This is a genomic window from Streptomyces sp. GD-15H (assembly GCF_045291515.1).
Classification (GTDB): domain Bacteria; phylum Actinomycetota; class Actinomycetes; order Streptomycetales; family Streptomycetaceae; genus Streptomyces.
Genome location: NZ_CP149447.1, coordinates 7,620,576 through 7,643,224 on the forward strand (window position 1 = coordinate 7,620,576; position 22,649 = coordinate 7,643,224).

The 22,649-nt window shown below is 71.7% G+C and carries 15 protein-coding genes and 4 pseudogenes; 4 read left to right on the top strand and 15 right to left on the bottom strand.

Going from position 1 to position 22,649, the window contains the following annotated elements; translation table 11 throughout:
• Nucleotides 1-200: 200 nt before the first annotated feature.
• A complete protein-coding gene (locus tag WJ438_RS36095; RefSeq protein ID WP_406728917.1) occupies nt 201-422 on the bottom strand; it encodes a hypothetical protein in 222 nt (73 codons plus the stop codon).
• Nucleotides 423-547: 125 nt separating this feature from the next.
• On the opposite strand from WJ438_RS36095, the gene WJ438_RS36100 reads away from it, so the two are divergent.
• From WJ438_RS36100 to WJ438_RS36110, 3 genes are all read left to right on the top strand, one after another.
• Nucleotides 548-997: an ATP-binding protein gene (locus tag WJ438_RS36100; protein ID WP_406728918.1), complete on the top strand. Its 450-nt coding sequence runs from the start codon at nt 548-550 to the stop codon at nt 995-997.
• Between the two features lie 201 nt (nt 998-1,198).
• A complete protein-coding gene (locus WJ438_RS36105; RefSeq protein ID WP_406728919.1) occupies nt 1,199-2,083 on the top strand; it encodes a SigB/SigF/SigG family RNA polymerase sigma factor in 885 nt (294 codons plus the stop codon).
• Nucleotides 2,084-2,152: 69 nt separating this feature from the next.
• The gene (locus tag WJ438_RS36110; protein ID WP_406728920.1) at nt 2,153-2,581 is read left to right on the top strand and encodes a hypothetical protein; all 429 of its coding nucleotides are present in this window, start codon (nt 2,153-2,155) and stop codon (nt 2,579-2,581) included.
• A gap of 61 nt (nt 2,582-2,642) precedes the next feature.
• Here WJ438_RS36110 and WJ438_RS36115 read toward each other — a convergent pair whose 3' ends face one another.
• The 8 genes and pseudogenes from WJ438_RS36115 to WJ438_RS36150 form a co-directional block, all read right to left on the bottom strand.
• The gene (locus WJ438_RS36115) at nt 2,643-4,892 is read right to left on the bottom strand and encodes an FUSC family protein (RefSeq protein WP_406728921.1); all 2,250 of its coding nucleotides are present in this window, start codon (nt 4,890-4,892) and stop codon (nt 2,643-2,645) included.
• 140 nt (nt 4,893-5,032) lie between these two features.
• Complete coding sequence (locus WJ438_RS36120) at nt 5,033-6,406, bottom strand: FAD-dependent oxidoreductase (RefSeq protein WP_406728922.1); 1,374 nt, start codon at nt 6,404-6,406, stop codon at nt 5,033-5,035.
• Nucleotides 6,407-6,641: 235 nt separating this feature from the next.
• Nucleotides 6,642-8,356: pseudogene (locus tag WJ438_RS36125) on the bottom strand (PP2C family protein-serine/threonine phosphatase).
• Nucleotides 8,353-9,434 (bottom strand): annotated as a pseudogene (locus tag WJ438_RS36130) (SpoIIE family protein phosphatase). The pseudogenes WJ438_RS36125 and WJ438_RS36130 overlap by 4 nt, the downstream one beginning before the upstream one ends.
• Entirely contained in the window at nt 9,434-9,826 is a 393-nt protein-coding gene (locus WJ438_RS36135; RefSeq protein WP_406729914.1) for an anti-sigma regulatory factor, read from the bottom strand. The pseudogene WJ438_RS36130 and the gene WJ438_RS36135 overlap by 1 nt, the downstream one beginning before the upstream one ends.
• A gap of 47 nt (nt 9,827-9,873) precedes the next feature.
• Nucleotides 9,874-10,293, bottom strand: coding sequence for an STAS domain-containing protein (locus tag WJ438_RS36140; RefSeq protein WP_406728923.1), 420 nt, complete (start codon nt 10,291-10,293; stop codon nt 9,874-9,876).
• The gene (locus WJ438_RS36145) at nt 10,290-11,189 is read right to left on the bottom strand and encodes an STAS domain-containing protein (RefSeq protein WP_406728924.1); all 900 of its coding nucleotides are present in this window, start codon (nt 11,187-11,189) and stop codon (nt 10,290-10,292) included. Before WJ438_RS36145 ends, WJ438_RS36140 begins: the two co-directional genes overlap by 4 nt.
• A 154-nt stretch (nt 11,190-11,343) precedes the next feature.
• Nucleotides 11,344-11,730 carry an STAS domain-containing protein gene (locus WJ438_RS36150; protein WP_406729915.1) on the bottom strand — a complete coding sequence of 129 codons (387 nt, stop codon included), beginning with the start codon at nt 11,728-11,730 and terminating at the stop codon, nt 11,344-11,346.
• Between the two features lie 249 nt (nt 11,731-11,979).
• On the opposite strand from WJ438_RS36150, the gene WJ438_RS36155 reads away from it, so the two are divergent.
• On the top strand, nt 11,980-12,348 hold the full coding sequence (locus WJ438_RS36155; RefSeq protein WP_406728925.1) for a PRC-barrel domain-containing protein: 369 nt from the start codon (nt 11,980-11,982) through the stop codon (nt 12,346-12,348).
• Between the two features lie 51 nt (nt 12,349-12,399).
• On the opposite strand, the gene WJ438_RS36160 is transcribed toward WJ438_RS36155, so the two are convergent.
• The 6 genes and pseudogenes from WJ438_RS36160 to WJ438_RS36185 all read right to left on the bottom strand — a co-directional run bounded on the left by WJ438_RS36160 (nt 12,400) and on the right by WJ438_RS36185 (nt 22,589).
• On the bottom strand, nt 12,400-12,834 hold the full coding sequence (locus tag WJ438_RS36160) for an ATP-binding protein (protein WP_406728926.1): 435 nt from the start codon (nt 12,832-12,834) through the stop codon (nt 12,400-12,402).
• A gap of 164 nt (nt 12,835-12,998) precedes the next feature.
• The gene (locus WJ438_RS36165) at nt 12,999-14,903 is read right to left on the bottom strand and encodes an AMP-dependent synthetase/ligase (RefSeq protein ID WP_406728927.1); all 1,905 of its coding nucleotides are present in this window, start codon (nt 14,901-14,903) and stop codon (nt 12,999-13,001) included.
• Between the two features lie 355 nt (nt 14,904-15,258).
• Nucleotides 15,259-17,483, bottom strand: a pseudogene (glgB, locus tag WJ438_RS36170) (1,4-alpha-glucan branching enzyme).
• A gap of 4 nt (nt 17,484-17,487) precedes the next feature.
• On the bottom strand, nt 17,488-18,849 hold the full coding sequence (locus WJ438_RS36175; protein ID WP_406728928.1) for a maltokinase N-terminal cap-like domain-containing protein: 1,362 nt from the start codon (nt 18,847-18,849) through the stop codon (nt 17,488-17,490).
• 28 nt (nt 18,850-18,877) lie between these two features.
• The gene (treS, locus tag WJ438_RS36180; protein ID WP_406728929.1) at nt 18,878-20,602 is read right to left on the bottom strand and encodes a maltose alpha-D-glucosyltransferase; all 1,725 of its coding nucleotides are present in this window, start codon (nt 20,600-20,602) and stop codon (nt 18,878-18,880) included.
• Nucleotides 20,599-22,589 (bottom strand): annotated as a pseudogene (locus WJ438_RS36185) (alpha-1,4-glucan--maltose-1-phosphate maltosyltransferase). The gene treS and the pseudogene WJ438_RS36185 overlap by 4 nt, the downstream one beginning before the upstream one ends.
• Between the last annotated feature and the right edge of the window lie 60 nt (nt 22,590-22,649).

Sequence of the window (22,649 nt, forward strand, 5' to 3'; positions counted from 1 at the left end):
GGCACTTCGGCATGTGAAAGCCCTGGCTGGACGGGGGAAGCCAGCCAGGGCGGTAAAAGGTGGTGGAGGGAGGACGGGCGTCGACTCCGTCACCACTTATGGGTGAACGATAAACCATCTTCGCGGGTGTGCGCCGCCAGAACCGGGTCGCGTGACCTGTTTCACTTCCGCCGGGTCGGAAACAGCTCTAAACCGGCCGGTCAGCTCCACACATCGGACCTGCCAGGGGTCAGGATCTCGTCCAGCACCCGCAGCACGGCCTCGTACGCCAGCCTGTGCATGTCGGCGACTCCCTTCTCCGCGGGATCGGCCCGTTCGAGTTCGGCGCTCCTCGTCCGCCACAACCGCTCCTCATGGGCCGCGTGAGCCCGCGCCCGCTGGATCCGCCGCACCAGTTCGTCCGAGTCCACCACACCGGTCATGAGGTTCGCCTACCCCGTTGCGCCGTGGGAATGACAGGCACTCGGGAAAAGCTCGGAAGGTTTGCCGGTGCCGGGGCAGGTGAGCCGAAAGAGGTGACATTCCTCATCGACCAAGGAGCCGAACAATGTGCGAGGAGCGCATGACCGGAACCGACATCGCCCCGCCCGGCGCTCGCCGCGCCGGTACGCGGCGGCCGTATCGGCCGCGGCCCGCCGAGGCGCGCAGGGCCGTGTGGCAGGCGGTGTGCGAGCGCTGCCGCGCCACGCACGCGCCGTGCGACACCGACGCCCTCGCGGACGCGCTGCTCGTCGCCTCCGAACTCACCACCAACGCGATCCTGCACGGTGGCGGCATCACCGACTTCCGGGTCGACGTCACCGGGCCCGAAGTGCGCGTCTCGGTGAGCGACCGCAGCGCGGAACTGCCCGTCGCACTGCCGTCGACCGACCGGCAGGGACGCTTCACACCCGGCGGCCGAGGCTGGCCCATCGTCTGCCGGCTGTGCCGGGACATCCGTGTGGCCGACCTGCCCGCGGGCGGCAAATGCATCACCGCCGTGGTCCCCCTGCCCTGAAGGCCCGCCGAGCCCGTTCGGCAGATTGCGCCGGGAAGTGGAGTTTGCGCCACCGACGGGAGGGCAGTCGGAGGGTCGTGCTTCGGACCGGAGGCGCGCCAGCGGGAGAGACATGGCTGCTGAGGAATCCCCTCCGGACGTCCCCGCAGCGGCCGTCCCGCGGTAGACCACCCTGAAATCCACGTTCGGGAGCGAAATCGCATGCTCATAGACACCCCCACCGACCGCCCCGACACCCCCGCCACCACGACGCCCACGACCATCACGGCGGCCGCCCCCACGGCCCGCGGCGCGCGCAGGCGGCACGACGACGCCCCCGACACCGCGGCTCTGTTCGCCCGGCTGGCGTCCCTGGAGGACGGCCCCGAGCGGGACGCCGTCCGCGACGAACTCGTCACCGCGTGGCTGCCCATGGCCCACCGCATCGCCGGCCGATTCCGCGACCGCGGCGAATCCGTCGAGGACCTGCGTCAGGTGGCCGCACTCGGACTGGTCAAGGCGGTGGACCGCTTCGACCCGGCCCGCGGAGCCTTCGAGAGCTACGCCGTCCCCACCATCACCGGCGAGGTCAAGCGGCACTTCCGGGACCGGATGTGGGCCCTGCGGGTCCCCCGCCGGGTGCAGGAACTGCGCAACAAGGTACGGACCGCCCGGCGGGACCTCACCCAGACGCCCGGCAGCCCCGAACCCTCGCCCGCCGTCCTCGCCGAGCACACGGGGCTGACCGAGGAAGAGGTCGCAGCCGGCCTGGAGGCGCTGGAGAGCTTCAGCACCCTGTCACTGGACGCGGAGATGTCGCCCGACGACGACGGCTACAGCCTGGCCAACACCCTGGGCGCCTCGGACACGGCCTACGACGTCGTGGTCGACCGCGAGTCCGCAAAGGAGGGGCTGCGCCGCCTGCCCGAGCGCGAGCGCACCATCCTGTACATGCGCTTCTTCGAGGACATGACCCAGAGCCGCATAGCCGACCAGCTGGGGATCTCCCAGATGCATGTCTCCCGGCTCATCAACCGCAGCTGCGCCCGCGTGCGCGCCAACGCGATGGGCCGACGGACGACGGCCACCCATCGGGGGCACGCCTGAGCGCCGTACCGTCTCCAGCAGTCCCACGTCCTGTCGTATGAGCGACCGCATGAGGGGAACATGGTGCAGATGAGTGAATCCGAGATCCCACCGGACGGCCGGCCCGTGGACGTCTACCTCGACCTGCTGCGCATCCGGATGGACACCGAGGACTACCGCCTGCTGCTCCGATTGGTGGAGCCGGTGCTCCGGGCGATCGAGGAACACCACCTGTCCGGTCTCGACGTCGCCCTGGACGGCGGGGACGAAGAACTGCCCCAGGAGGTCCGCGACGAGGCCGCCCTCGTCATCGCCACAGCCGTCACCGGCCGCATGGACAACGAGGTGGTCGAGCTGGACGTCGACGAGAACGGCCCGGTCCGCGTGGTCACCGACGCCACCACGGCCGCCGATCCGTCCCGGCTCGACGAGATCGCCGGCTACATCAGGGAACGGCACCGGCAGAACGACGAACTGCGCGGCATCGCCGAGGCCAGCGGCCTGCCCACCGACTTCTGAACGGACCTGCCCACCGGATCGCGCGAGGTCGCGGGCACGGCCGCCGGCCGCGGAACGTCCGTCACCGCTCGCGCGTCGCCAGCGGTACGTCCAGCGGGCGGGCGAGACCCACCACCGCTTCGTCCAGCCGCTCCAGATGCCGCAGCACCCGGCCGGTGATCCGGCCGTAGCGGGAGGCGCCGTCGTCGCCGGAACCGCCCAGCAGCGAGGCGAAACTCGGCCCCGTCTCGATCCTGGCCGTGACGTCCTCGTCCGCGACCCGGGCCGCGATCGCCGCGATGTTGCGCACCGTGCGCCCCGCCGCCCCGCGCAGCCGTGGATCCGCCGCGATCGAGGGATGGGCCGGCAGCAGTTCGGCCGTCGCCGCCAGCGAGCGCGCGTGATACGCACAGGTCTCCAGGAGCGCCACGACGTACCGCGCGGTGTCCCGCCGGCCCCGCAGCGGAGTGACCGGATGGGTGAGCGGCTGGGTGGCGGAGCGCAGATCGCCCAGCGCCTGGTCCAGCTCCCGCGCCCGGTCCAGCAGATCGACGGTGGGCCCGCCGCTGAGCTGGTCGACGGCGGCCTCGGTGACCTCGGTGAGCCGCTCCAGCACGGTGCCCAGCAACTCGTTCGTCCGCCGGTCCGTGCGCACCGGCAGGACCAGGACCGCGGCGATCACCCCGCAGGCGGCACCCAGCGCGGTCTCCTCCACACGCAGCACCAGCACCTCCCAGCTGTAGGTGTGCAGGAGCGTGTACAGCAGCCCCACCATCGCCGTCACGAAGAACGACATCAGCGTGTACGAGAGCGGTGCCGTGTAGGACATCGCGAAGATCAGCACCAGGATCAGGGCGAACGTCGTCCAGGTGTGCCCGCCCACCAGCCCGGCCAGCGCGACGCCGGCGACCACGCCGAGGACCGTACCCAGCAGCCGCCGGTAGCCCTTGACCAGGATCTCGCCCGTCGACGAGGTGTTGATGAAGACGATCCAGCACGTCAGGACCGCCCAGTACCAGCGCTCGGAGGACAACAGCTCACCGCCGGCGATGGCCAGCGACGAGCCCACGGTGACCTGTACGGCAGCCCGGGTGGTGGGTCGTCGCAGCCCCGTGTCCTCCTCGGCCGTCTCCTCCTGCTTCCCGGCGTCGATGGAGGCGTCCTCGGCGTCCAGCTCCTCCCGGGAGCGAGCCGTGGCAGGGGTGTCGTCCGACTCGTCCTGCGGACCGTCCAGGGCGATCCGCAGGCCCATCACCGCACGGGCCGACTCGCCGATGGCCCGGAACACGTCCTGGAGGGCCGGGGAACACGCCGGCAGGTTCTCCTCGTCCCGGTAGGCGAGCAGCCGGTTGCGCACGTGCGCCACCGCCGTTCCCGGCACCCCGGGCCCGGCGAGCAGCACCAGCGTACGCAGCGCGAGCAGATCGCGGCGCAGCCCGGCGGTGGCCTCGTCCGGCGCCGCCGTCCGGCCCGCCTCGGGAGCGGGCGCGCCCGGCAGATGCAGGGTCAGCGTGTCCGCGCGTTCGGCGCTGCGGGCGGACAGCAGCAGCAGGCCCAGCCGCTCGGCGGCGATCTCGGCGTCGGCGATCCGGCGCTGCACCAGTCGCGCCGACGACTCGTCGGGGGTTCCCTGTTCCAGCCGCGTCTGGATCATCAAAGCCGTCTCGTGCAGCCGGGCGGTGCCCGCGCGGACGTCCTCCAGCGCTTTGTCGACCTCGTCCGGCGCGGCGTCGAGCAGCGCCAGTTGCGCCGTCACGAGCTGTGCCAGCCGGGCACGGAAGGCATCCCGCAACCGCGCGAGGAGCCCGGCCGGGGTCACGGGGACGACGGCGAACCGCATGACGGCACTGCACACGAACGCGGCGGCCAGGGCGGCCCACATCCCGGGCAGTCCCCCGGGGGAGGCGCCGATGAACAGGGACACGAAGTAGACCTGGAAGCCGATCAGCCCCAGGGCGGTCCCGCGGTCGCCGAACCGGCGGGCGTACACCGCGCAGAAGATGAGGACGGTGAAGAAGACGTCACCGACGACGACCCGTTCGCTCAGCACCGCGCCGAGCGACACGGACACGAGCGCCACCGGAAGACCGAGGGCGAGCGTGGCGGCCTGGGCGCCGCGCTGCTTCTCCCGAATGGCGAAGGTGGCGACCGTGGCGGTCATCGCACCCGCCACCAGCTGGGGGACGCCGGCCCCCATGAGGGCGAGCACGGCCAGCGTCAGCGCGATGGCGCCCACCGTCCGCAGCCCGGCCGTCAGTCGCAACAGCCCGGGATCCGACGCCGCCAGGCGGTCCCGCAGCCGTGTCCGCACCGAGTGCCCCGCCGCTTTCACGCCGCCGCACACTCTCCTGTCGCTCGCGTTGATCGAAATGCCAGCATGGCACGTGCCGAGGCGGCACCCGCCGGACGCCCCCCGTAAGGATCACCGGGCCGGCGGGGCACCGAACGGGCGGGGCAGCCGGGGGAACGGGGTCACCGCACCCGCCTGCCCGCCTCCTCGATGTGCGCCCGCACCTGCTCAGGCGTCAGATAGGCATCGGTGTACTCGAAGTCCCGCAGCTTGGCGCGCTGGCGGGCCTGGAAGCCGGTACGCACGAAATCGTCCCCGGCGATCGAGTTGAGCAGCCAGTTCGTCATGACCCGTGTCTTGGCGACGTTGGTACGCAGCGCCGACCAGTGGTACCCGCGGGCCGCCACCTGGGCGGGCAGGCCCCGCAGTTCCACACCGAGCGGCTTGGACACGGCGTCGGTGCCGCCCAGGTCCACGACCAGCCCGAGGTCCTTGTGGTGGTACGGCCGCAGCGGCCGGTCGGTCAGCGTCGCGATGACGTTGTCGGCGACCTGCTTGCCCTGCCGCATGGCGTGCTGCGCGGTCGGCGGGCACACCGCGCCCTCGCCCTTGGCGAGGTCGGGCACCGCGGCGGAGTCACCCAGGGCGAACACCCCGTCGTGGCCGGGCAGACGCATGTCGGCGTTGACCGCGAGCCGCCCCCGGACCGTTTCCGCGCCGAGCGTGGCGATCAGCGGGCTGGCGACGACGCCGGCCGTCCAGATGAGGGTGTGGGTGGGGATCACCCGGCCGTCGGTGAAGGTGACCTCCTCGGGGCCCGCCTTCGCGAGGGAGACACCGAGCGAGATCTCGACACCGCGCCGGGTGAGGATCTCCTGCGCGCTGCGCCCGAGCTTCTCGCCCAGCTCGGGCATGAGCTTCGGCGCGATGTCGATCAGGTGCCACCTGATCAGGCCCGGGTCCAGACGCGGGTAGCGCTCGACGGCGGCGTGGGTCAGCCGCTGCAGACAGGCGGCGGTCTCGGTGCCCGCGTAACCGCCGCCGACCACCACGAACTGCAGCCGCGCGGCCCGTTCGGCCGGGTCCTCGCTGGCGTCGGCGAGGTCGAGCTGGGCGATCACGTGGTCGCGGATGTAGGCGGCCTCGGCCAGCGTCTTCATGCCGTAGGCGTGATCCGTGAGCCCGGGGATGTCGAAGGTGCGGGTGACACTGCCGGGGGCCAGCACGATGTAGTCGTAGGGCTCGGTGACGATCCGGTCCGTGATCGTGCGGATGACGCAGACCTTGGACTTCAGGTCCACGCCGATGGCCCCGCCCGGGAGGATCCGGGTGCGGTACTTCGCACTGCGGCGCAGGGAGATGGCGACCGACTGCGGTGTCAGCACACCGGAGGCGACCTGGGGGAGCAGCGGCATGTAGAGCTGGTAGGAGGACGGCGTCACGAGGGTGATGTCTGCTGCCCACGGGGAGAGCTTCCGCTCCAGCCGGCGAACGCACGCCACGCCGGCGAAGCCTCCGCCCACCACCAGGATCCTGGGTCGTGTCACGGTGTTCATCCCTTTCTGCGGCTCCACACGGTCTGTCTCGAACGTCGACGCCCTTCATGTGCCCCGGGATCGCTGGCCGGCACCTCCTTGATCGCGGCGCGTGACGCGTCACACCGGCGCCTGAGGGGCTCCGGCACGCGGGAACGTTCAGCACCACGATGCCCGCACCGGAGCCGGAACGCACCGGGAAGCCCATGACGCGGGCGGGCGGGCCGGCCTGCCGCCGCCCGGCGGGCACGGCGGCTCAGCCGCGCAGGTGGCAGAGCAGCAGACAGACGTCGTCGTCGCGTTCGGAGTCGCTGAGCATCGGGTGCAGAACGCGGTCCGCCGAGCCCTCCAGGTCCGTGTCCAGCTCCGCGGGGCCGAACGAGCCGAGCGTCGCCGCGAGCCGCCCGATGCCCGGATCGATGCCCTGGGCGCGCCGCTCGACCAGCCCGTCCGTGTAGAGCGCCAGCGTCGAGCCCGGCGCCACCTGTTCGGTGTGGTCGGCGATCTTCTGCTCCAGCGGGATCCCGAGCATCGCGCCCGGCTTGGCGTCGAGGGTGCGCACCCGCCCGTCGGGCAGCCGCAGCACCGGCGGCGGATGCCCCGCGGCGGCCCATGTCAGGGTGGACTCGTCCGGGTGGAAACGGGCGATGACGGCCGTGGCGTACAGATGGGGTTGGAGCTGGTGCAGGAACCTGTGCAGCCGGGTCAGCAGCCGGCCGGGACTGCCGACATCGACGGCGTAGGCGCGCAGCGCGGTGCGCAGCTGGCTCATCATGACCGCCGCGTGCAGTCCGTGCCCGGTCACGTCGCCGATGACCGCGATCAGACTCCCGTCCGGCCGGTGGAACGCGTCGTACCAGTCGCCGCCGATGTTCATGCCGTGTGTGGCCGGCAGGTACCGGGCGGCCAGGTTCAGCCCCGGGGTCGTGGGCAGTTCGGTGAGCAGGGCGCGCTGCAGCGTCTCGGCGATGTCGCGGTTGTGCTCGAAGCGGCGGGCGTTGTCGATGGCGATACTGGCCCTGCGGGTGAGCTCGAGCAGCATCACCGCGTCGTCCGGGTCCCAGCGCTCACCGGGCGGCGTCAGGGTGAGCACGCCCAGCGGCGTCCGGCGCGTCAGCAGCGGTACGCACAGCAGCGGCCGGCCGGGATCGAGCATGGAGGGGGGCTGGTCGTCCACGCCGTTCAGCCCACCGGGATGGTCGGCGGCGTACTGCGGCCGCCCGGTCCGGGCCGCGCGTACCGCCGCGGCCGGACGTGGCGGGGGCCGGTGCGGATCGTCGTCGTCGTCGAAGAGCCATACGTCGACGCCGGACGCGTACCGCGGCACCAGCAGTTCGGGCAGCCGGCGCACGATCTCGTCGTGGTTCAGGGAGGCGTTCAGCACGGCGCTCGAGTCCGCCAGGAACGTCAGCCTGCGGCGTGCGTTCTCCGCCTCCTTGCGGGCCCGGTGCTCGGCGGCGAACGCCTCCCGCTGGGCGCGTCCCGCCGCGTCCAGCTCGGCGTGCAGGGCCAGGACGCCCTGGTTGGTCTGGTGCAGCTCCTCCCGGTGGAAGGCGACCAGTGCCTCCTGCTCGGCGAGCCGGTCCAGCACCTGAGTCGTGTCCTCGTCGGCGCTCAGCAGCGCCTGGGCCAGATCGGCCGGATCGTCCGTCACCGTGCTTCCGTCGTCCGGCCTGCCCGCTTCCGGGCAGGGGACCGTCACCTCCCACGGAGTCTCCCCGGCGGCGCTCACGTCCGGCGGGGGAACAGCACGGCGTGCAGCAGGCCCTGCCCGTCGTCCGAGCCGGGCGTGCCCACGGTGAGCCGCCAGGTGCCGCCCTTGGCCAGGCACTGCCGCAGCCGGATGCCGAGCTCCGCCGCCAGCCGGGCCCGTTCGACGGCGGGCACCCCGTGGCGGGCGGCCAGCCGCGCCAGCGAGACACGCGCGCGTGCCGCGTCGGTCACGCCGCTGATCTGCCATACGTGCGTCATGGCCGGTCCGGTGGCGTGGAGGTCAGGACGGCCACCGCGGTGTCGTCCCGCACGGGGCGGGCGGCACTACTCGCGTCGCGGATCGTCACCGCGGCCGTCACGGCCGGGTCGGTCGCCGTGAGGAAGGGGTCGGACGGCGGGGCCCAGGAGCTGGGCAGGCCGTCGGTGTGCAGGATGAGCACGCTGCCGGCGGACCACGCGAGATCGTCCTCGCGTATGGTGCCGGGCCGGTGGACACCTACGATGCCGGGCCGGGAGAGCAGGGCACGCCACCGGTCGCCCTCGCGCAGCCGGGCCCCGATGTTGCCGATCCCGGCGAACCGCAGCCGCCCGGTCCGGGCGTCGAGCTGGGCCACCCCGACGGCCGCGCCGCGGGTGGCGCCCAGCTCCTCGTGCAGTCGGCGCAGTGCCTCGGCGGGGGTGAGATGGGGTCGGCGGTGCACCGCGTCCACCGCGGCGGTGGAGGCACGCGCCGCCTCGGGGCCGTGGCCCAGCCCGTTGGCCAGCATCAGGGTGTGCCGGTCCCCGGACCTGACCCAGACCCAGGCGTCCCCGAGTGGCCGGCCCTGGAGTAGGGGACGTTGACCCCGCCGGCCCGGATCACGGGCACCGACGGCTCACCGTCACCGCGCGGGCCGTCCCCGCCGGGCGACGGCGGGGCGCCGCCACCCACACGGGCCACCGCCACCGTGCCCCGGCCGAGCACGCTGTGCAGGCCGAATTCGTCCGAGAGCCGTCGGCAGGTGCCGAGGCCCGCTCCCAGTGAGCGGGTCGTGCTGAACCCGTCCCGCAACGCGCCGGCCACATCGGCGATGCCCGGCCCGTGGTCGACCGCGGCGATCTGCACGGCCCGCGCCCGGTCGCCCTCGCGGAGCACGGACGGCTGTACGACGTCGATGAGCACCTCACCGTCCCGCGCGTGCTTGAGGAGATTGGTGGCGAGCTCCGTCGCGACCAGCGACACGGCGGCGGTGCTCCGCTCGTCGAGACCGGCCAGGGCCGCCGCATCCTCGGCGGCGACCCGGACGTCCCGCACCCGGGTGGAGTCCCGCACCGGCACGTCCCAGAGGCGTGGCATCAGATCTCCTCCCGTGCACGTGGCGGCCGGTTCACCCAGGAGGTCACCCGCACCGTGGTCCCCGACCCCACTGTGCTCTCGACCTCGAACTCGTGCACCAGGCGCCGCGCGCCGCCCAGCCCCATCCCCAGCCCGTCGCCGGAGGTGTAGCCGTCGCTGAGCGCCCGGTCGAGGTCGGGGATGCCCGGCCCGGAGTCGGTGAACGTCAGCCGCAGTCCGCCACCGAACCCGGCGGACACCCGGGAGGCGTCCATCTGCCCGCCCCCGCCGTGCACCAGGGTGTTGCGTGCCAGCTCGCTGGCGGCGGTGACCAGTTTCGTCTGGTCCACCAGTCCGAAGCCGAGCAGGGCGGCGGCCTGCCGCACATGCTGGCGCACCCACACCAGGTCCATGTCCAACCGGATGGGCAGGCAGGCCTCGACCCCCGAGGCGGTGGGCGTCACAGGAGCTCCCGGCGCGTACCACCCGCGCGCGACCGCACGACGGGCTGTTCGAGCAGTGCCATCGCCGCCTGGGTGTCGAGCGCGGTCCGCAGCCCCGGCAGTGTCAGCCCCAGCTCCACCAGGGTGATGGCGACCGCCGGCCGCATCCCGGCCACGACGGTCCGCGCGGCCAGCAGCGACGACTGCGCCGCGATCTCGGCGAGCACCCGCCCGAGGAAGGAGTCGACGATCTCCACGCCGGAGATGTCGATCACCACCCCCGTGACCCCGCTGCTCGCGATGGTCTCCGACAGGTCCTGCTGGAGCTGCTGGGCCGTGCTGTCGTGCAGGTCGCCCTGGAGAGTCACCAGAAGCACGTCGCCGAGCCTCAGCACCGGCACATGTCCCGCGACCGGGCGGGAGAACGCCTCGCTCACCGGCGGGCCGCACTGCCGGCCGCCGTGCTCACGACGTCGACCCCCAGCTCGTGCATGCAGTAGCCCAGCGCGTCGGCGAGGCTCGCCCGGGTGAGTACCGAGCCGAGGTCGAGACCCAGGTGGACCATGGTCTGTGCGATCGCCGGACGGATACCGGAGACGACGCACTCCGCGCCCATCAGCCGGGCCGCCGCGACCGTCTTCATCAGATGCTGCGCCACCAGCGAGTCGACCGTCGGCACCCCGGTGATGTCGAGGATCGCGAACCGGGCGTGCTGGTCGACCACCGCGTTCAGCAGCGTCTCCATCACGACCTGGCTGCGGGCACTGTCGAGCGTCCCGATCAGCGGGACCGCGACGATCCCGTCCCAGAGCTTGATGACCGGCGTCGCCACCTCCAGCAGCTGCAGACGCTGCCGGTCGATGAGTGCCTGCACCTCGCTCAGGGCCATCTGCATGGCCACCACGCGCAGGGTGCCCATGAGCACGCTCAGCGTGGTCGCGCACGCCCGCAGCTCCTCGGGCGGGGCCTGGTCCAGGTCGGCGGCGAGGAGGTTCTCGACCGGCGGCCACAGGGCGGCCAGCTCGTTCGACACCTGCGTGGCGGACAGACCCGCGCGGCTGCGGGCCGCGGTCATCCGCGCCAGCTGCTCACGGACACCGGTGAACCCGGCGGCGTCGGAGTCCTCGACCCGCTCCGCGTCGGCGACCTGGGCCAGGGCGTCGACGACTGCCTTGCCGGCCTCCACCGCCTCGTCGCGCGAGAGGGTGAACACCGCACGGAACAGGGGCTCGTCCGCCCACCGCTGGGCGATCTGCTCACGTCTCAGCCGCAGGAAGTCCCTGACCTCGAGCGTCGGCGTTCCGAGCGGTTCGCCCGCTTCGCGCTCAGGCACCTGTGTCTCCTCCTCATCGTTGCCGCACCGAGCCCGTGACAGGCGCCGAGACGGTGCTGTGACCTTGCCGGACGACCACTCTAACGACGCTCCCGGCCGGTACGGCATCCCGTGCCGGACAAGCGACCCGAGGGCGGCGCCTCCGCCGCGCCGCTCAGGACTCGGCTTCGGTCGGTGCGCCCGGCAGGGAATCGACGCGCTCCAGCGCCTCCTCGACGCTCTCGGACAACGGAACCGTGATGCTCACGCCGGTCAGGTCCAGGACGCGGCGCACCGTGGGGGAAGGGGAGATGATGTGCACGCTCCCCGGCAGATCACGGGCCTCCTGGTAGACGCGCAGGACGATGTTCATGCCGGACGAGTCCATGAAGGGCACCGCCGACAGGTCCAGCAGGAAGTGTCGGCGTCCGTGATGGAACTGGTTGGCCAGGTGATGCTGAAACTCCTTCGCGGTGTCGGCGTCCAGGTATCCCTGAACCGCCAGCAGGACGGCGTCCTCCCGGGGCACAGTCACCTCGACGGACAACGGGTTCGGAACCATGGACACGAATTCAACCTCCCACACGAGCCGGCGGCCGGGTGTGGCCGCACGTGCGGCCGCCTACCCCCGCATCACCGAGTCATGCGGTGCCCCGCACACCGGCCCGGTCGCCGCCCGGGACCGGTTTTGTGGCGGTGTCCGCCGAATGCACCGGCTCCAGCCGGGTAGTTGGCTGCTGTGGAGACGGTCGGGACGATGACGGACCCGCCCGCTCCGGGAGCGTCATTCACCGGGGAGGCAAGGAGCAGCGTGCCCATCGACAGCATCTGGTCATACGCGCCGGAGCTGGGTCCCGCCCAGGGGCAGGATCTGGACCTGACGGGATACACCGTCGTCGCGAGCGACGGCACCATCGGCCATGTGGACCGGCAGGCCGACCATCACTCCATGCGGCACCTGGTCGTCGACACCGGCGTCTGGGTGTTCGGCCGGAGCCTTCTCGTGCCGGTCGGCGTCATCACCGCCGTCGACACCGGCGAGCGGAGGATAACGGTGTCCTGCACGAGGGCGGAGGTGAAGGCGGCGCCCCGGTTCAGGACCGACAGCGAGACCATGGACCCCGAGTACCTCACGGCGGTCGGCGAGTACTACCGGGGGCTGGCCGGCCCGATTTGCTGACGACCGTGGGGTGGCGGCCGGCGGGCGCCCACGGCCGCCACCCCACGGCCGTCACCAGGGCAGGAACACATGGATGTCCTTGCCGTGGTCGGTGCCGACGACGCTGACCTGGTTGCACAGCGTGTGAATCAGATGCCAGCCGATCCCGCCCCCGCCGCGGCTGGGCCGGAAGGGCCGGGGCGCGGGCGTGGTGGTGTTCGTGTCGTGCATCACCACATGGACCCCGTCGAACGTCCGGCGCAACCGCATCTCGAAGGGGCCCGGCGCGTACTGGACCGCGTTGGCGGCCAGCTCCGTGACCACCAGGAGGATGTCGTCCCAGTGCTCCGGGGCCGCCGGCGCGGACACGCGGGCCAGGTCGAAGAGGAACTCCTCCGCCACCAGGCGTGCGTCGGTGACGTCGTGCAGATCCCCGTGGAAACCGGCGACGCGGTCCGTGATCTCCTCGGCGGCCAGTGACTTGTCCCTATACGGCTCGGATGCCATGTCGCCTTCCCTGCCCCGGCTTCGACGGGCAGTCGTTCATGTGCCGCTGTCCTTTTCCTTCGTCTCCCTGGTCTGTGGGTTCCCGGGTCGGCGGAGCCTACGCGCCCGTATGTCCGTGCGCTTCGGGTGACACCCACGTCACTTTGACGACGCCTGCCGCGCGGTCAGCGGAAGACGTTGTCCGAGTCGTCCCAGACCGACGGCTCCTCCGGCGCCGGAGCCCGTTTCGGACGCGAACGCGAGTGGTACATCGCGTCGATCTCCAGCGCGTGGCGTCGCACTATCTCGTCCCGGCGCAGCTTCATCGACGGCGTCAGCAGCCCGTTGGTCACGTCGAACGGCTCCGACAGCACCCGGAACACCCGGATCGACTCCGAACGCGACACACTGCTGTTCGCCGCGGCGACCGCCCGCGCGATCTCCTCACGCAGCGCGTTCTCCTCCCGGGCCTCCCGGGTCGGCGCATCGCCCGGCAGTGAGAGAGCCGCCCGCCAGTGCGTCAGGAACTCCGGGTCCAGGGTGATCAGCGCCCCCACACAGGGCCGGTCGTCGCCCACGACGACGGCCTGGTGGACGAGTGGGTGCATCCGCAACCGCTGCTCCAGGGCCGCCGGCGCGACGCTCTTGCCGCTGCTGGTGATGATGATGTCCTTCTTGCGGCCGGTGATCGTCAGATAGCCCTCCGAGTCCACCCGGCCGAGGTCACCCGTGGCCAGCCAGCCGCCGGCCAGCGCGGTCAGGGTGGCGGCCTCGTCGCCCAGGTAGCCCTGGAACACCGACGGTCCGCGCACCAGGATCTCCCCGTCGTCGGCCACCCTGATCTCGCTGCCCGGCAGCGCCCGCCCGACGGTGCCGGACTTCTCCCTGCCGAGCGGCTGCATCGTCACACCGCCACCGGTCTCGGTGAGCCCGTAGCCGTCGTGGACGTAGATGCCGATGCCCTCGTAGAAGAGGGACAGGTCGCGGCTGAGGGTCGAACCGCCCGAGGTGGCCCTGCGTACCCGGCCGCCCAGCGCGGCCCGGAGCTTGCGGTAGACCGTGCGCTCGTACAGGGAGTGCTGCAGCCGCAGGTCGAAGCCGGGCCCCGAACCCCGGCCCAGCCGCCGCCGCTCCACGGCGGCGGCGAAGTCGCGGGCCGTGTCGGCGGCCCGCTCGAACAGCGCTCCGCGCCCGGCCTGCTGGGAGGCGCGCATAAAGTTCTTGTAGATCTTCTCCAGCAGGGAGGGGACCGCGTACAGATAGGTGGGCCGCAGGGTGCGCAGGGCCGAGGAGAGGGACTCCGCGCCGATATCGGGTTCGTGCCCCATCAACAGGCCGCCGCGCACGCACAGGCCCTGAATCATCAGCCCGTACACATGGGAGAACGGCAGGTAGGCGAGGACCACGGCCTGCTCTCCCGGCGGCGCCGCCGTGTGGGCCCAGCCCGCCAGCAGGGTGTCGCAGGGGGCGGCCAGGTTGCGGTGGCTCAGTGCGCACCCCCTCGCGTGCCCCGAGGTGCCGGAGGTGTAGGCGATCACGGCCGTGGAGTCCGGCAGCACGATCCGGCGCAGCGAGTCGACCATGGCCGCCGGTATGTACTCGCCGCGCGCCACCAGCTGGTCCAGCGCCCCCGAGTCCAGCTGCCAGACGTGTCGCAACAGCGGCAGCGCGGCGCACACGGACCCGACGGTCATCACCCCCTGCTCGTCCTCGACCATCACGGCCACACAGCCGGAGTTTCGGAGGATCCACTCCACCTGGTCGCGTGAGGAGGACGGATAGATGGGGACGACCTCGGCGCCCACGGTCCACAGCGCGTAGCACAGGACCGTCCACTCGTAGCGGGTGCGCGCCATGATCGCCACGCGGTTGCCCGGGGAAAGCCCCGAGGCGACCAGTCCCTTGGCCAGGTCGACGACCTGGTCGCGGAACTCCAGCGCGGTGATCTCCTCCCAGGTCGCGGAGGCCGGGCCGGTGCGGCGGGCGAGCATCGGCAGGGTGGGGCTCTCGGCGGCCGTCTCGAAGAGACTGTCCGCGAGGCCGCCTGTCCGGGGCGAGGCGGCCCAGGGAGCGAGAGCGAGGTCGCGCATGCACTGCTCCTGACATGTACGGGCTGTGACTCGGCCGACGAGCAGAGTCATCGGCGGGGCCTGAATGTAGCCGAGCCGGGGCGTTCCGGGGCCGGGATCGCGGGAAGTGTGGCCACACCGATGATCTCGGAGGTCCCGCGCCCCCGGACCGGACGTGAGCCGCACGGCCCGGCGGCCCCGAACCGGGGCGTACGCGCGGCCCCGGACGGAGCCGATGGTGATGATCACCACGCCCGTGTATACCGCACGTGGCCGGCCGGGGCGTCGCCGGGCCCATCCGTACGTTCCGTCAGGACGCGCTGTACCCGCGCCGGTTGCCGTCCGGCGCGGGTACAGCGCGGGGAGCCGCCGGACCTCACGGGACGTCCGGCACCAGCCACACCGTCGCGAGGGGCGGGAGCGTGATCCGGATACAGCCGTCCTCGGGCTTGACCGGGTCCGGGTTGGTGACGTCACCGCCGCCGTACCGGGCCGCGTCCGTGTTGAGGACCTCCTGCCAGGCGGTCACGTCGGCGGGCACGTCGAGCCGGTATTCGTGCCGGACGACGGGGAGAAGTTCGACACCGAGAGCAGCGGCCGGCCCTCGGCGTCGAACCGCAGGAACGCGAACACGTTGTCCTCGGCCGCGTCCACCGAGACCCAGCGGAAGCCCGCCGGGTTGGTGTCCCGCTGCCACAGCGCGTCCGTCGCGCGGTAACGGGTGTTGAGGTCACGCACCAGGTCCCGTACCCCGCGGTGGTCGCCCGCGGAGTGGTACGCGTCGTCCAGCAGCCACCACTCGGGACCGTGCCGCTCGGACCACTCGGCGCCCTGCGCGAACTCCTGCCCCATGAAGAGCAGTTTTTTGCCCGGGTGGGCCCACATGAAGCCGAGGTAGGCCCGGGTGTTCGCCCGGCGCTGCCACCAGTCGCCCGGCATCTTCGACACCAGGGCCTGCTTGCCGTGCACGACCTCGTCGTGCGAGATCGGCAGGACGTAGTTCTCGCTGTAGGCGTACACCATCGAGAACGTCATCTCGTGGTGGTGGTACTTGCGGTGGACCGGCTCGTGGGAGACGTACTCGAGCGAGTCGTGCATCCAGCCCATGTTCCACTTCAGGCCGAATCCCAGCCCGCCGTTGTCGGTGGGCCGGGTCACCCCGCCCCACGCGGTCGACTCCTCCGCGATCGTCACCACGCCGGGGCACCGCCGGTACACGGTCGCGTTCATCTCCTGCAGGAACGCCACCGCGGCCAGGTCCTCCCGGCCCCCGTGCACATTGGCTTCCCACTGCCCGGAGTCCCGTGAGTAGTCCAGGTAGAGCATGGAGGCGACCGCGTCCACCCGCAGCCCGTCGATATGGAACTCCTGGCACCAGTACACGGCGTTGGCGACGAGGAAGTTGCGCACTTCGGTCCGGGCGAAGTCGAACGTGTACGTCCCCCAGTCCGGGTGCTCCGCCCGCCGGGCGTCCCCCGGCTCGTACAGCGGGTCCCCGTCGAACCGGGCCAGCGCCCAGTCGTCCTTCGGGAAGTGCGCCGGCACCCAGTCCATGATCACGCCGATCCCGGCCCGGTGCAGGGCGTCGACCAGGTACTTGAAGTCGTCGGGCGAGCCGAGCCGCGAGGTCGGCGCGTAGAACCCGGTGACCTGGTAGCCCCAGGACGGACCGTAGGGATGCTCGGCGACCGGCATCAGCTCGACATGGGTGAACCCGAGGTCCTTGACGTACGCGGGCAGTTCGTCGGCCAGTTGGCGATAGGTCAGGCCCGGCCGCCAGGACGGCAGATGCACCTCGTACACCGAGAACGGCGCCTCGTGCACGGGCACCTGGGCCCGTCGCTCCAGCCACTCGGCGTCGTCCCACGTGTGGTGCGAGGACGTCACGATCGACGCCGTGTTCGGCGGTTCCTCCGCGAGGCGCGCCATCGGGTCCGCCTTGAGGGCCCGGTGACCGTGCCGGGAGTGCACCTCGAACTTGTAGCGGACGCCCTCACCGATTCCCGGCAGGAACAGCTCCCACACGCCGGAGGCACCGAGCGAGCGCATCGGGAACGCCGTGCCGTCCCAGCAGGTGAAGTCACCGGCGACCCGTACTCCCTGCGCGTTCGGCGCCCACACGGTGAAGCGGGTGCCGGTCACGCCCTGGTGGGTCATGGGGTGCGCGCCGAGCGCGGTCCACAGTTCCTCGTGCCGTCCCTCGGCGATCAGATGCAGATCGAACTCGCCGAGCGAGGGCGGCATCCGGTACGGATCGTGCACCTCCACGGCGTCCTCGTCCCCGTACGCCACTGCCAGTGTGTACGCGGGGACCGCGTCCAGCGGCAGAACCACGGAGAACAGGCCGTCGCCCTCCGAGGTGAGCGGGACGGGCTCGCCACCGGTGACCACGCTCACCGCATGCGCGAAGGGGCGCAGTGCCCGGAAGGCGATGCCGCCCGGCACCGGGTGCGCGCCGAGCAGCGCGTGCGGATCGTGGTGGGCGCCCGCCAGCAGGCGCCCCCGGTCGGTGGGATCAAGGGCGGGGGCGGTCCCGTGTGCCGCCGGGGCGGACGGGACGGGCCCGGCCGACTCGGGAAGCGGGGTGTCATGCAGGGCCACGGCTTCAGTCTCCTCTCACGGCGAGGCGCTCGATCGCCGCCATGGGTACGGGCAGCCAGTCGGGTCGGTGCCGGGCCTCGTACAGCACCTCGTACACGGCACGGTCCGTCTCGTAGGCGCGGAGCAGGCCGTGCTTCTTTCGCGGGTCCCAGCCGGAGCGCGCCGCGTAGCCCGCGCAGTAGGCCTCGCGGCAGCGGCGCGCCCACTCAGGGCGCCAGGGGCGCCGTTGGCGGGCGGCGTAGTCGAACGAGCGCAGCATCCCGGCGATGTCCCGCAGGGGGGAGTGGGCGCTGCGCCGCTCGGAGAGCGGCCGGGACGGCTCGCCCTCGAAGTCGATGACGAACCAGTCGCGTCCGGCCCGCAGCACCTGCCCGAGGTGCAGGTCACCGTGGATGCGCTGGGCAGCCGGACCGGGGCCGCAGAGGGCGAGCGCGGCGAACGCGGCCTTCAGGCCGGGTACGAACGGCTGGAGCACGGGGACGGAGTGCGCGGCTGCCGTCAGCCGCTCGGTCATCGCCGTCGCCGTCAGTCCGTTCTCCCCGGGTCCACCGACGGGGAAGGCCGAGGCCAGCGCCAGGTGCACGTCCGCCGTGGCCCGGCCGAGGGCGTGCGACTGGGCGGCGAAGTCGTCACCGGAGGCCAGTGCGTCCAGGGCCAGCGTCCAGCCGTCGGAGGCGCCCCGCAGGAACGGCTGGAGGACGCCGAGCGTCGCCTTGAACGGATGCGTGGTACGCAACCAGGCCACCGGGGCGGGGACCCGGTGGCAGCCCTGCCGGGACAGCGCACCCGGTACCTCCAGATCCGGGTTGACTCCGGGCTGGATCCGCCGGAAGACCTTCAGGATGAATTCCTCGCCGTACACCAGCGAGGAGTTGGACTGCTCGGCGTCCAGCAGGCGCGGTACCAGCCCGGCGCCGGGCCCCGGCTGGGCCGCGTCGCGCTCGAAGTGCAGGGGGCCGGTCGTGCCGGGGTACCGCAGCCGTTCCAGGAGTAGCTGGGTCGAACGCGGGTCGTGGAGGGCGTCGTAGACCGTCCGTCCGGTCAGCGGCCCGTCCTGCACCCTGCCGATGAGTGCCCGGCCGAGGCGCGGCGACGGGTGCTCCCGTACGCCGAGGAGGAGCTGGTAGCAGTCACCGGCGGGAGGAGTGTTGCCGGGGGAGGGCACGCCGCCGTGGCCTGCGTGGACCAGCAGATGCAGACAGGCCGGGAACAGCTCCGTCATCGACAGCACATGGAGGTCGGCCACGGGGCGGTCCTTGCCGGCGAACCAGCGCTGCCCCGGCAGCCACTCGCGCAGCAGCCCGGTGAACGACTCCATGGGCTCGGCGGGTGCGCTACGCGGTCGCAGGAATGCGGTCTTCGTCACGGTGACGCCTCCTCTCGTCGGCGCACGCTCACAGTCGTCGGCCGATGCGGGATCGGGATGCGGCTCGAGCGAGCCGGAACCAGTAGAAGCCGTGGCCCCCGAGGGTCAGCAGATACGGCAGTGCGCCGACGGCGGGGAAGCGGACCCCGCCGAACAGCTCGACCGGATGACGGCCCTCGAAGGCACTCAGATCGAGCTCGGTGGGCTGCGCGAAGCGGGAGAAGTTGTTGACGCACAAAACCAGGTCGTCCTCGTGCTCGCGGAGGAAGGCGAGGACGGCCGGATTCGACGACGGCAGTTCGGTGTAGCAGCCGAGGCCGAAGGCGGGGTTCTGCTTGCGGATCTCGATCATGCGGCGGGTCCAGTGCAGCAGCGACGCCGGCGAGGCCATGGACGCCTCGACGTTGCTGACCTGGTAGCCGTAGACCGGGTCCATGATCGTGGGCAGGAACAGCCGCCCCGGGTCGGAGGAGGAGAAGCCGGCGTTGCGGTCGGGGGTCCACTGCATGGGGGTGCGCACGGCGTCGCGGTCGCCGAGCCAGATGTTGTCGCCCATGCCGATCTCGTCGCCGTAGTAGAGGATCGGCGAGCCGGGCAGGGACAGCAGCAGGGCGGTGAACAGTTCGATCTGGTTGCGGTCGTTGTCCAGGAGCGGGGCCAGGCGGCGGCGGATGCCGATGTTGGCGCGCATGCGGGGGTCCTTGGCGTACTCGGCCCACATGTAGTCGCGTTCCTCGTCGGTGACCATTTCCAGGGTCAGCTCGTCGTGGTTGCGCAGGAAGATGCCCCACTGGCAGCCGGAGGGGATGGCGGGGGTCTTGGCGAGGATCTCGGAGACGGGGTGGCGCGACTCGCGGCGGACGGCCATGAAGATGCGGGGCATGACCGGGAAGTGGAAGGCCATGTGGCACTCGTCGCCGCCGGCGCGGTAGTCGCCGAAGTAGTCGACGACGTCCTCCGGCCACTGGTTGGCCTCCGCCAGCAGCACGGTGTCCGGGTACTGCGCGTCGATCTCCTTGCGCACCCGCTTGAGGAACGCGTGCGCGGCGGGCAGGTTCTCGCAGGTGGTGCCCTCGGCCGCGTACAGGTAGGGCACCGCGTCCAGCCGGAAACCGTCGATCCCCAGGTCCAGCCAGAACCGCAGGGCCGCCAGGATCTCCTCCCGGACCCGCGGGTTCTCGTAGTTGAGGTCCGGCTGGTGCGAGAAGAAGCGGTGGAAGTAGTACTGTCCGCGCACCGGGTCGTAGGTCCAGTTGGAGGCCTCGGTGTCGACGAAGATGATCCGCGCGTCCGGGTAGCCCCTGTCGTCGTCGGCCCACATGTAGAAGTTCCCGTAGGGGCCGTCGGGGTCCTTGCGGGACTCCTGGAACCAGGGGTGCTGGTCGCTGGTGTGGTTCATGACGAAGTCGATGATCACGCGCATGCCGCGCTGGTGGGCGGCGTCGGTGAACTCCACGAAGTCGGCGAGGTCGCCGAAGTCGGGCAGGACGGCGGTGTAGTCGGAGACGTCGTAGCCGCCGTCGCGCAGGGGGGACTTGAAGAAGGGGGGCAGCCACAGGCAGTCGACGCCGAGCCACTGCAGGTAGTCGAGTTTGGCGGTCAGCCCCTTCAGGTCGCCGATGCCGTCGCCGTCGCTGTCCTGGAAGGAGCGCACGAGGACCTCGTAGAAGACGGCCCGTTTGAACCAGTTCGGGTCGCGGTCCCCCGCCGGTGTGTCCTCGAAGGTGTCCGGGACGGGCTCGTTGACGGTCATGGCGTTTTTGCCCCTCCGGTTCGCTGTGCGGCGGGCGGGCGCTGGACGTGCAGGACATGCGCGCCGCCCGGTTTTAGGCGCACGTAGTTGGCCCGGCCCCAGTGGTAGGTCTCGCCGCTGAGCTCGTCGCGCACCGGCACCGACTCGTGCCAGTCCAGGCCGAGTTGCGGCATGTCCAACGAGACGGTGGCCTCCTGGGTGCGGTGCGGGTCGAGGTTGGCGGCCACCAGCACGGCATCGGACCCGCTGCGCTTGCTGTACGCGAGGACGGCGTCGTTGTCGGTGTCGTGGAAGCGGAGGTTTCTGAGTGCGCGCAGCGCGGGGTGGGCCCGTCGGATGGTGTTGAGCCGGGTGAGAAGGGGGGTGAGGGTGCGGCCGTGGCGTTCGGCGGTGTCCCAGTCGCGCGGGGTGAGCTGGTACTTCTCCGAGTGCAGGTACTCCTCGGAGCCTTCGCGCAGCGGGGTGTTCTCGCAGAGTTCGTAGCCGCTGTAGATGCCCCAGGCGGGGGAGAGGGTGGCGGCGAGGACGGCGCGGACCTCGAAGGCGGGCCGGCCGCCGTGCTGGAGGTAGGCGGGCAGGATGTCGGGGGTGTTGGCGAACAGGTTGGGCCGCATGTAGCAGGCGGCGTCCCCGGAGAGTTCGGTGAGGTACTCCGTCAGTTCCTGTTTGGTGGTGCGCCAGGTGAAGTAGGTGTAGGACTGCTGGAAGCCGCTCTGGGCCAGGGTGTGCATCATCGCGGGGCGGGTGAAGGCCTCGGCCAGGAAGATGACGTCGGGGTCGGTGCGGTTGATGTCGGCCAGCACGCGTTCCCAGAACACGACGGGTTTGGTGTGGGGGTTGTCCACCCGGAAGATGCGTACCCCGGTGGACATCCAGTGCCGCAGCAGCCGGCAGGTCTCGGCGAGCAGGCCGTCCATGTCGGCGTCGAAGGCGAGGGGGTAGATGTCCTGGTACTTCTTGGGCGGGTTCTCGGCGGGGGCGATGGTGCCGTCGGGGCGGTGGTGGAACCAGTTCGGGTGGTGGTGCACCCAGGGGTGGTCGGGGGAGCACTGGAGGGCGAGGTCCAGGGCGATCTCCAGGCCGTGGCGGGCGGCCTGGCCGACGAACCAGGTGAAGTCCTTTAGGGTGCCGAGTTGGGGGTGGACGGCGTCGTGGCCGCCGTCGGGGGAGCCGATCGCCCAGGGCACGCCGACGTCGTCGGGGCCGGCGTCGAGGGTGTTGTTGCGGCCCTTGCGGTGGGTGGTGCCGATGGGGTGGATGGGGGGGAGGTAGACGACGTCGAAGCCCATGGCGGCGATCGCGGGCAGCCGGCGGGCGGCGGTGCGGAAGGTGCCGTGCGGGGTGGTGGGGGTGCCCTCGGAGCGGGGAAGAACTCGTACCAGGAGCCGTACAGGGCCCGTTCGCGTTCCACCAGCAGGGGCATCGGGTCGCCGGCGGTGACCAGTTCCCGCAGGGGGTAGCGGGCCAGTACCGCGTCCACCTCCGGCGTCAACGCCGCCGCCAACCGGGTGGCGCAGGGCAGGGAGTCGTCGTGGAGCCTCTTCGCCGCGGCGAGCACGACGGAGCGGCCGTCGCCCTTGGGCACTCCGGCGGCGGCCCGCTTGTACAGGTCGCCGCCCTCCTCCAGCACCAGACCGGCGTCGATGCCCGCGTGCACCTTGATCCGCGCGTGGCGGCGCCAGGTGGCGATGGGATCCCCCCACGCCTCGACGCGGTAGGTCCACCGGCCCGCGGCGTCCGGGGTGATCTCCGCCCCCCACCGGTCCGTGCCCGGCGCCAGCTCCCGCATCGGCGTGAACGGCCCCGGCAGGCCCTCGGGATCCTTCAGGACGACATTGGCGGCCACCGCGTCATGTCCCTCACGGAAGACGGTGGCCGTCACCTCGAACGTCTCACCGACGACGGCCTTCGCCGGCCGTCTGCCGCATTCGACGGCCGGCCGGACGTCCCGTACGGGAATACGTCCGATGGCCCGCGTCGTCTTCATGGGTCTGCACCTCCGCCGTGCTCGACGCCGGGCCCGCGCCCGGTCGTGGGACCAAACTGA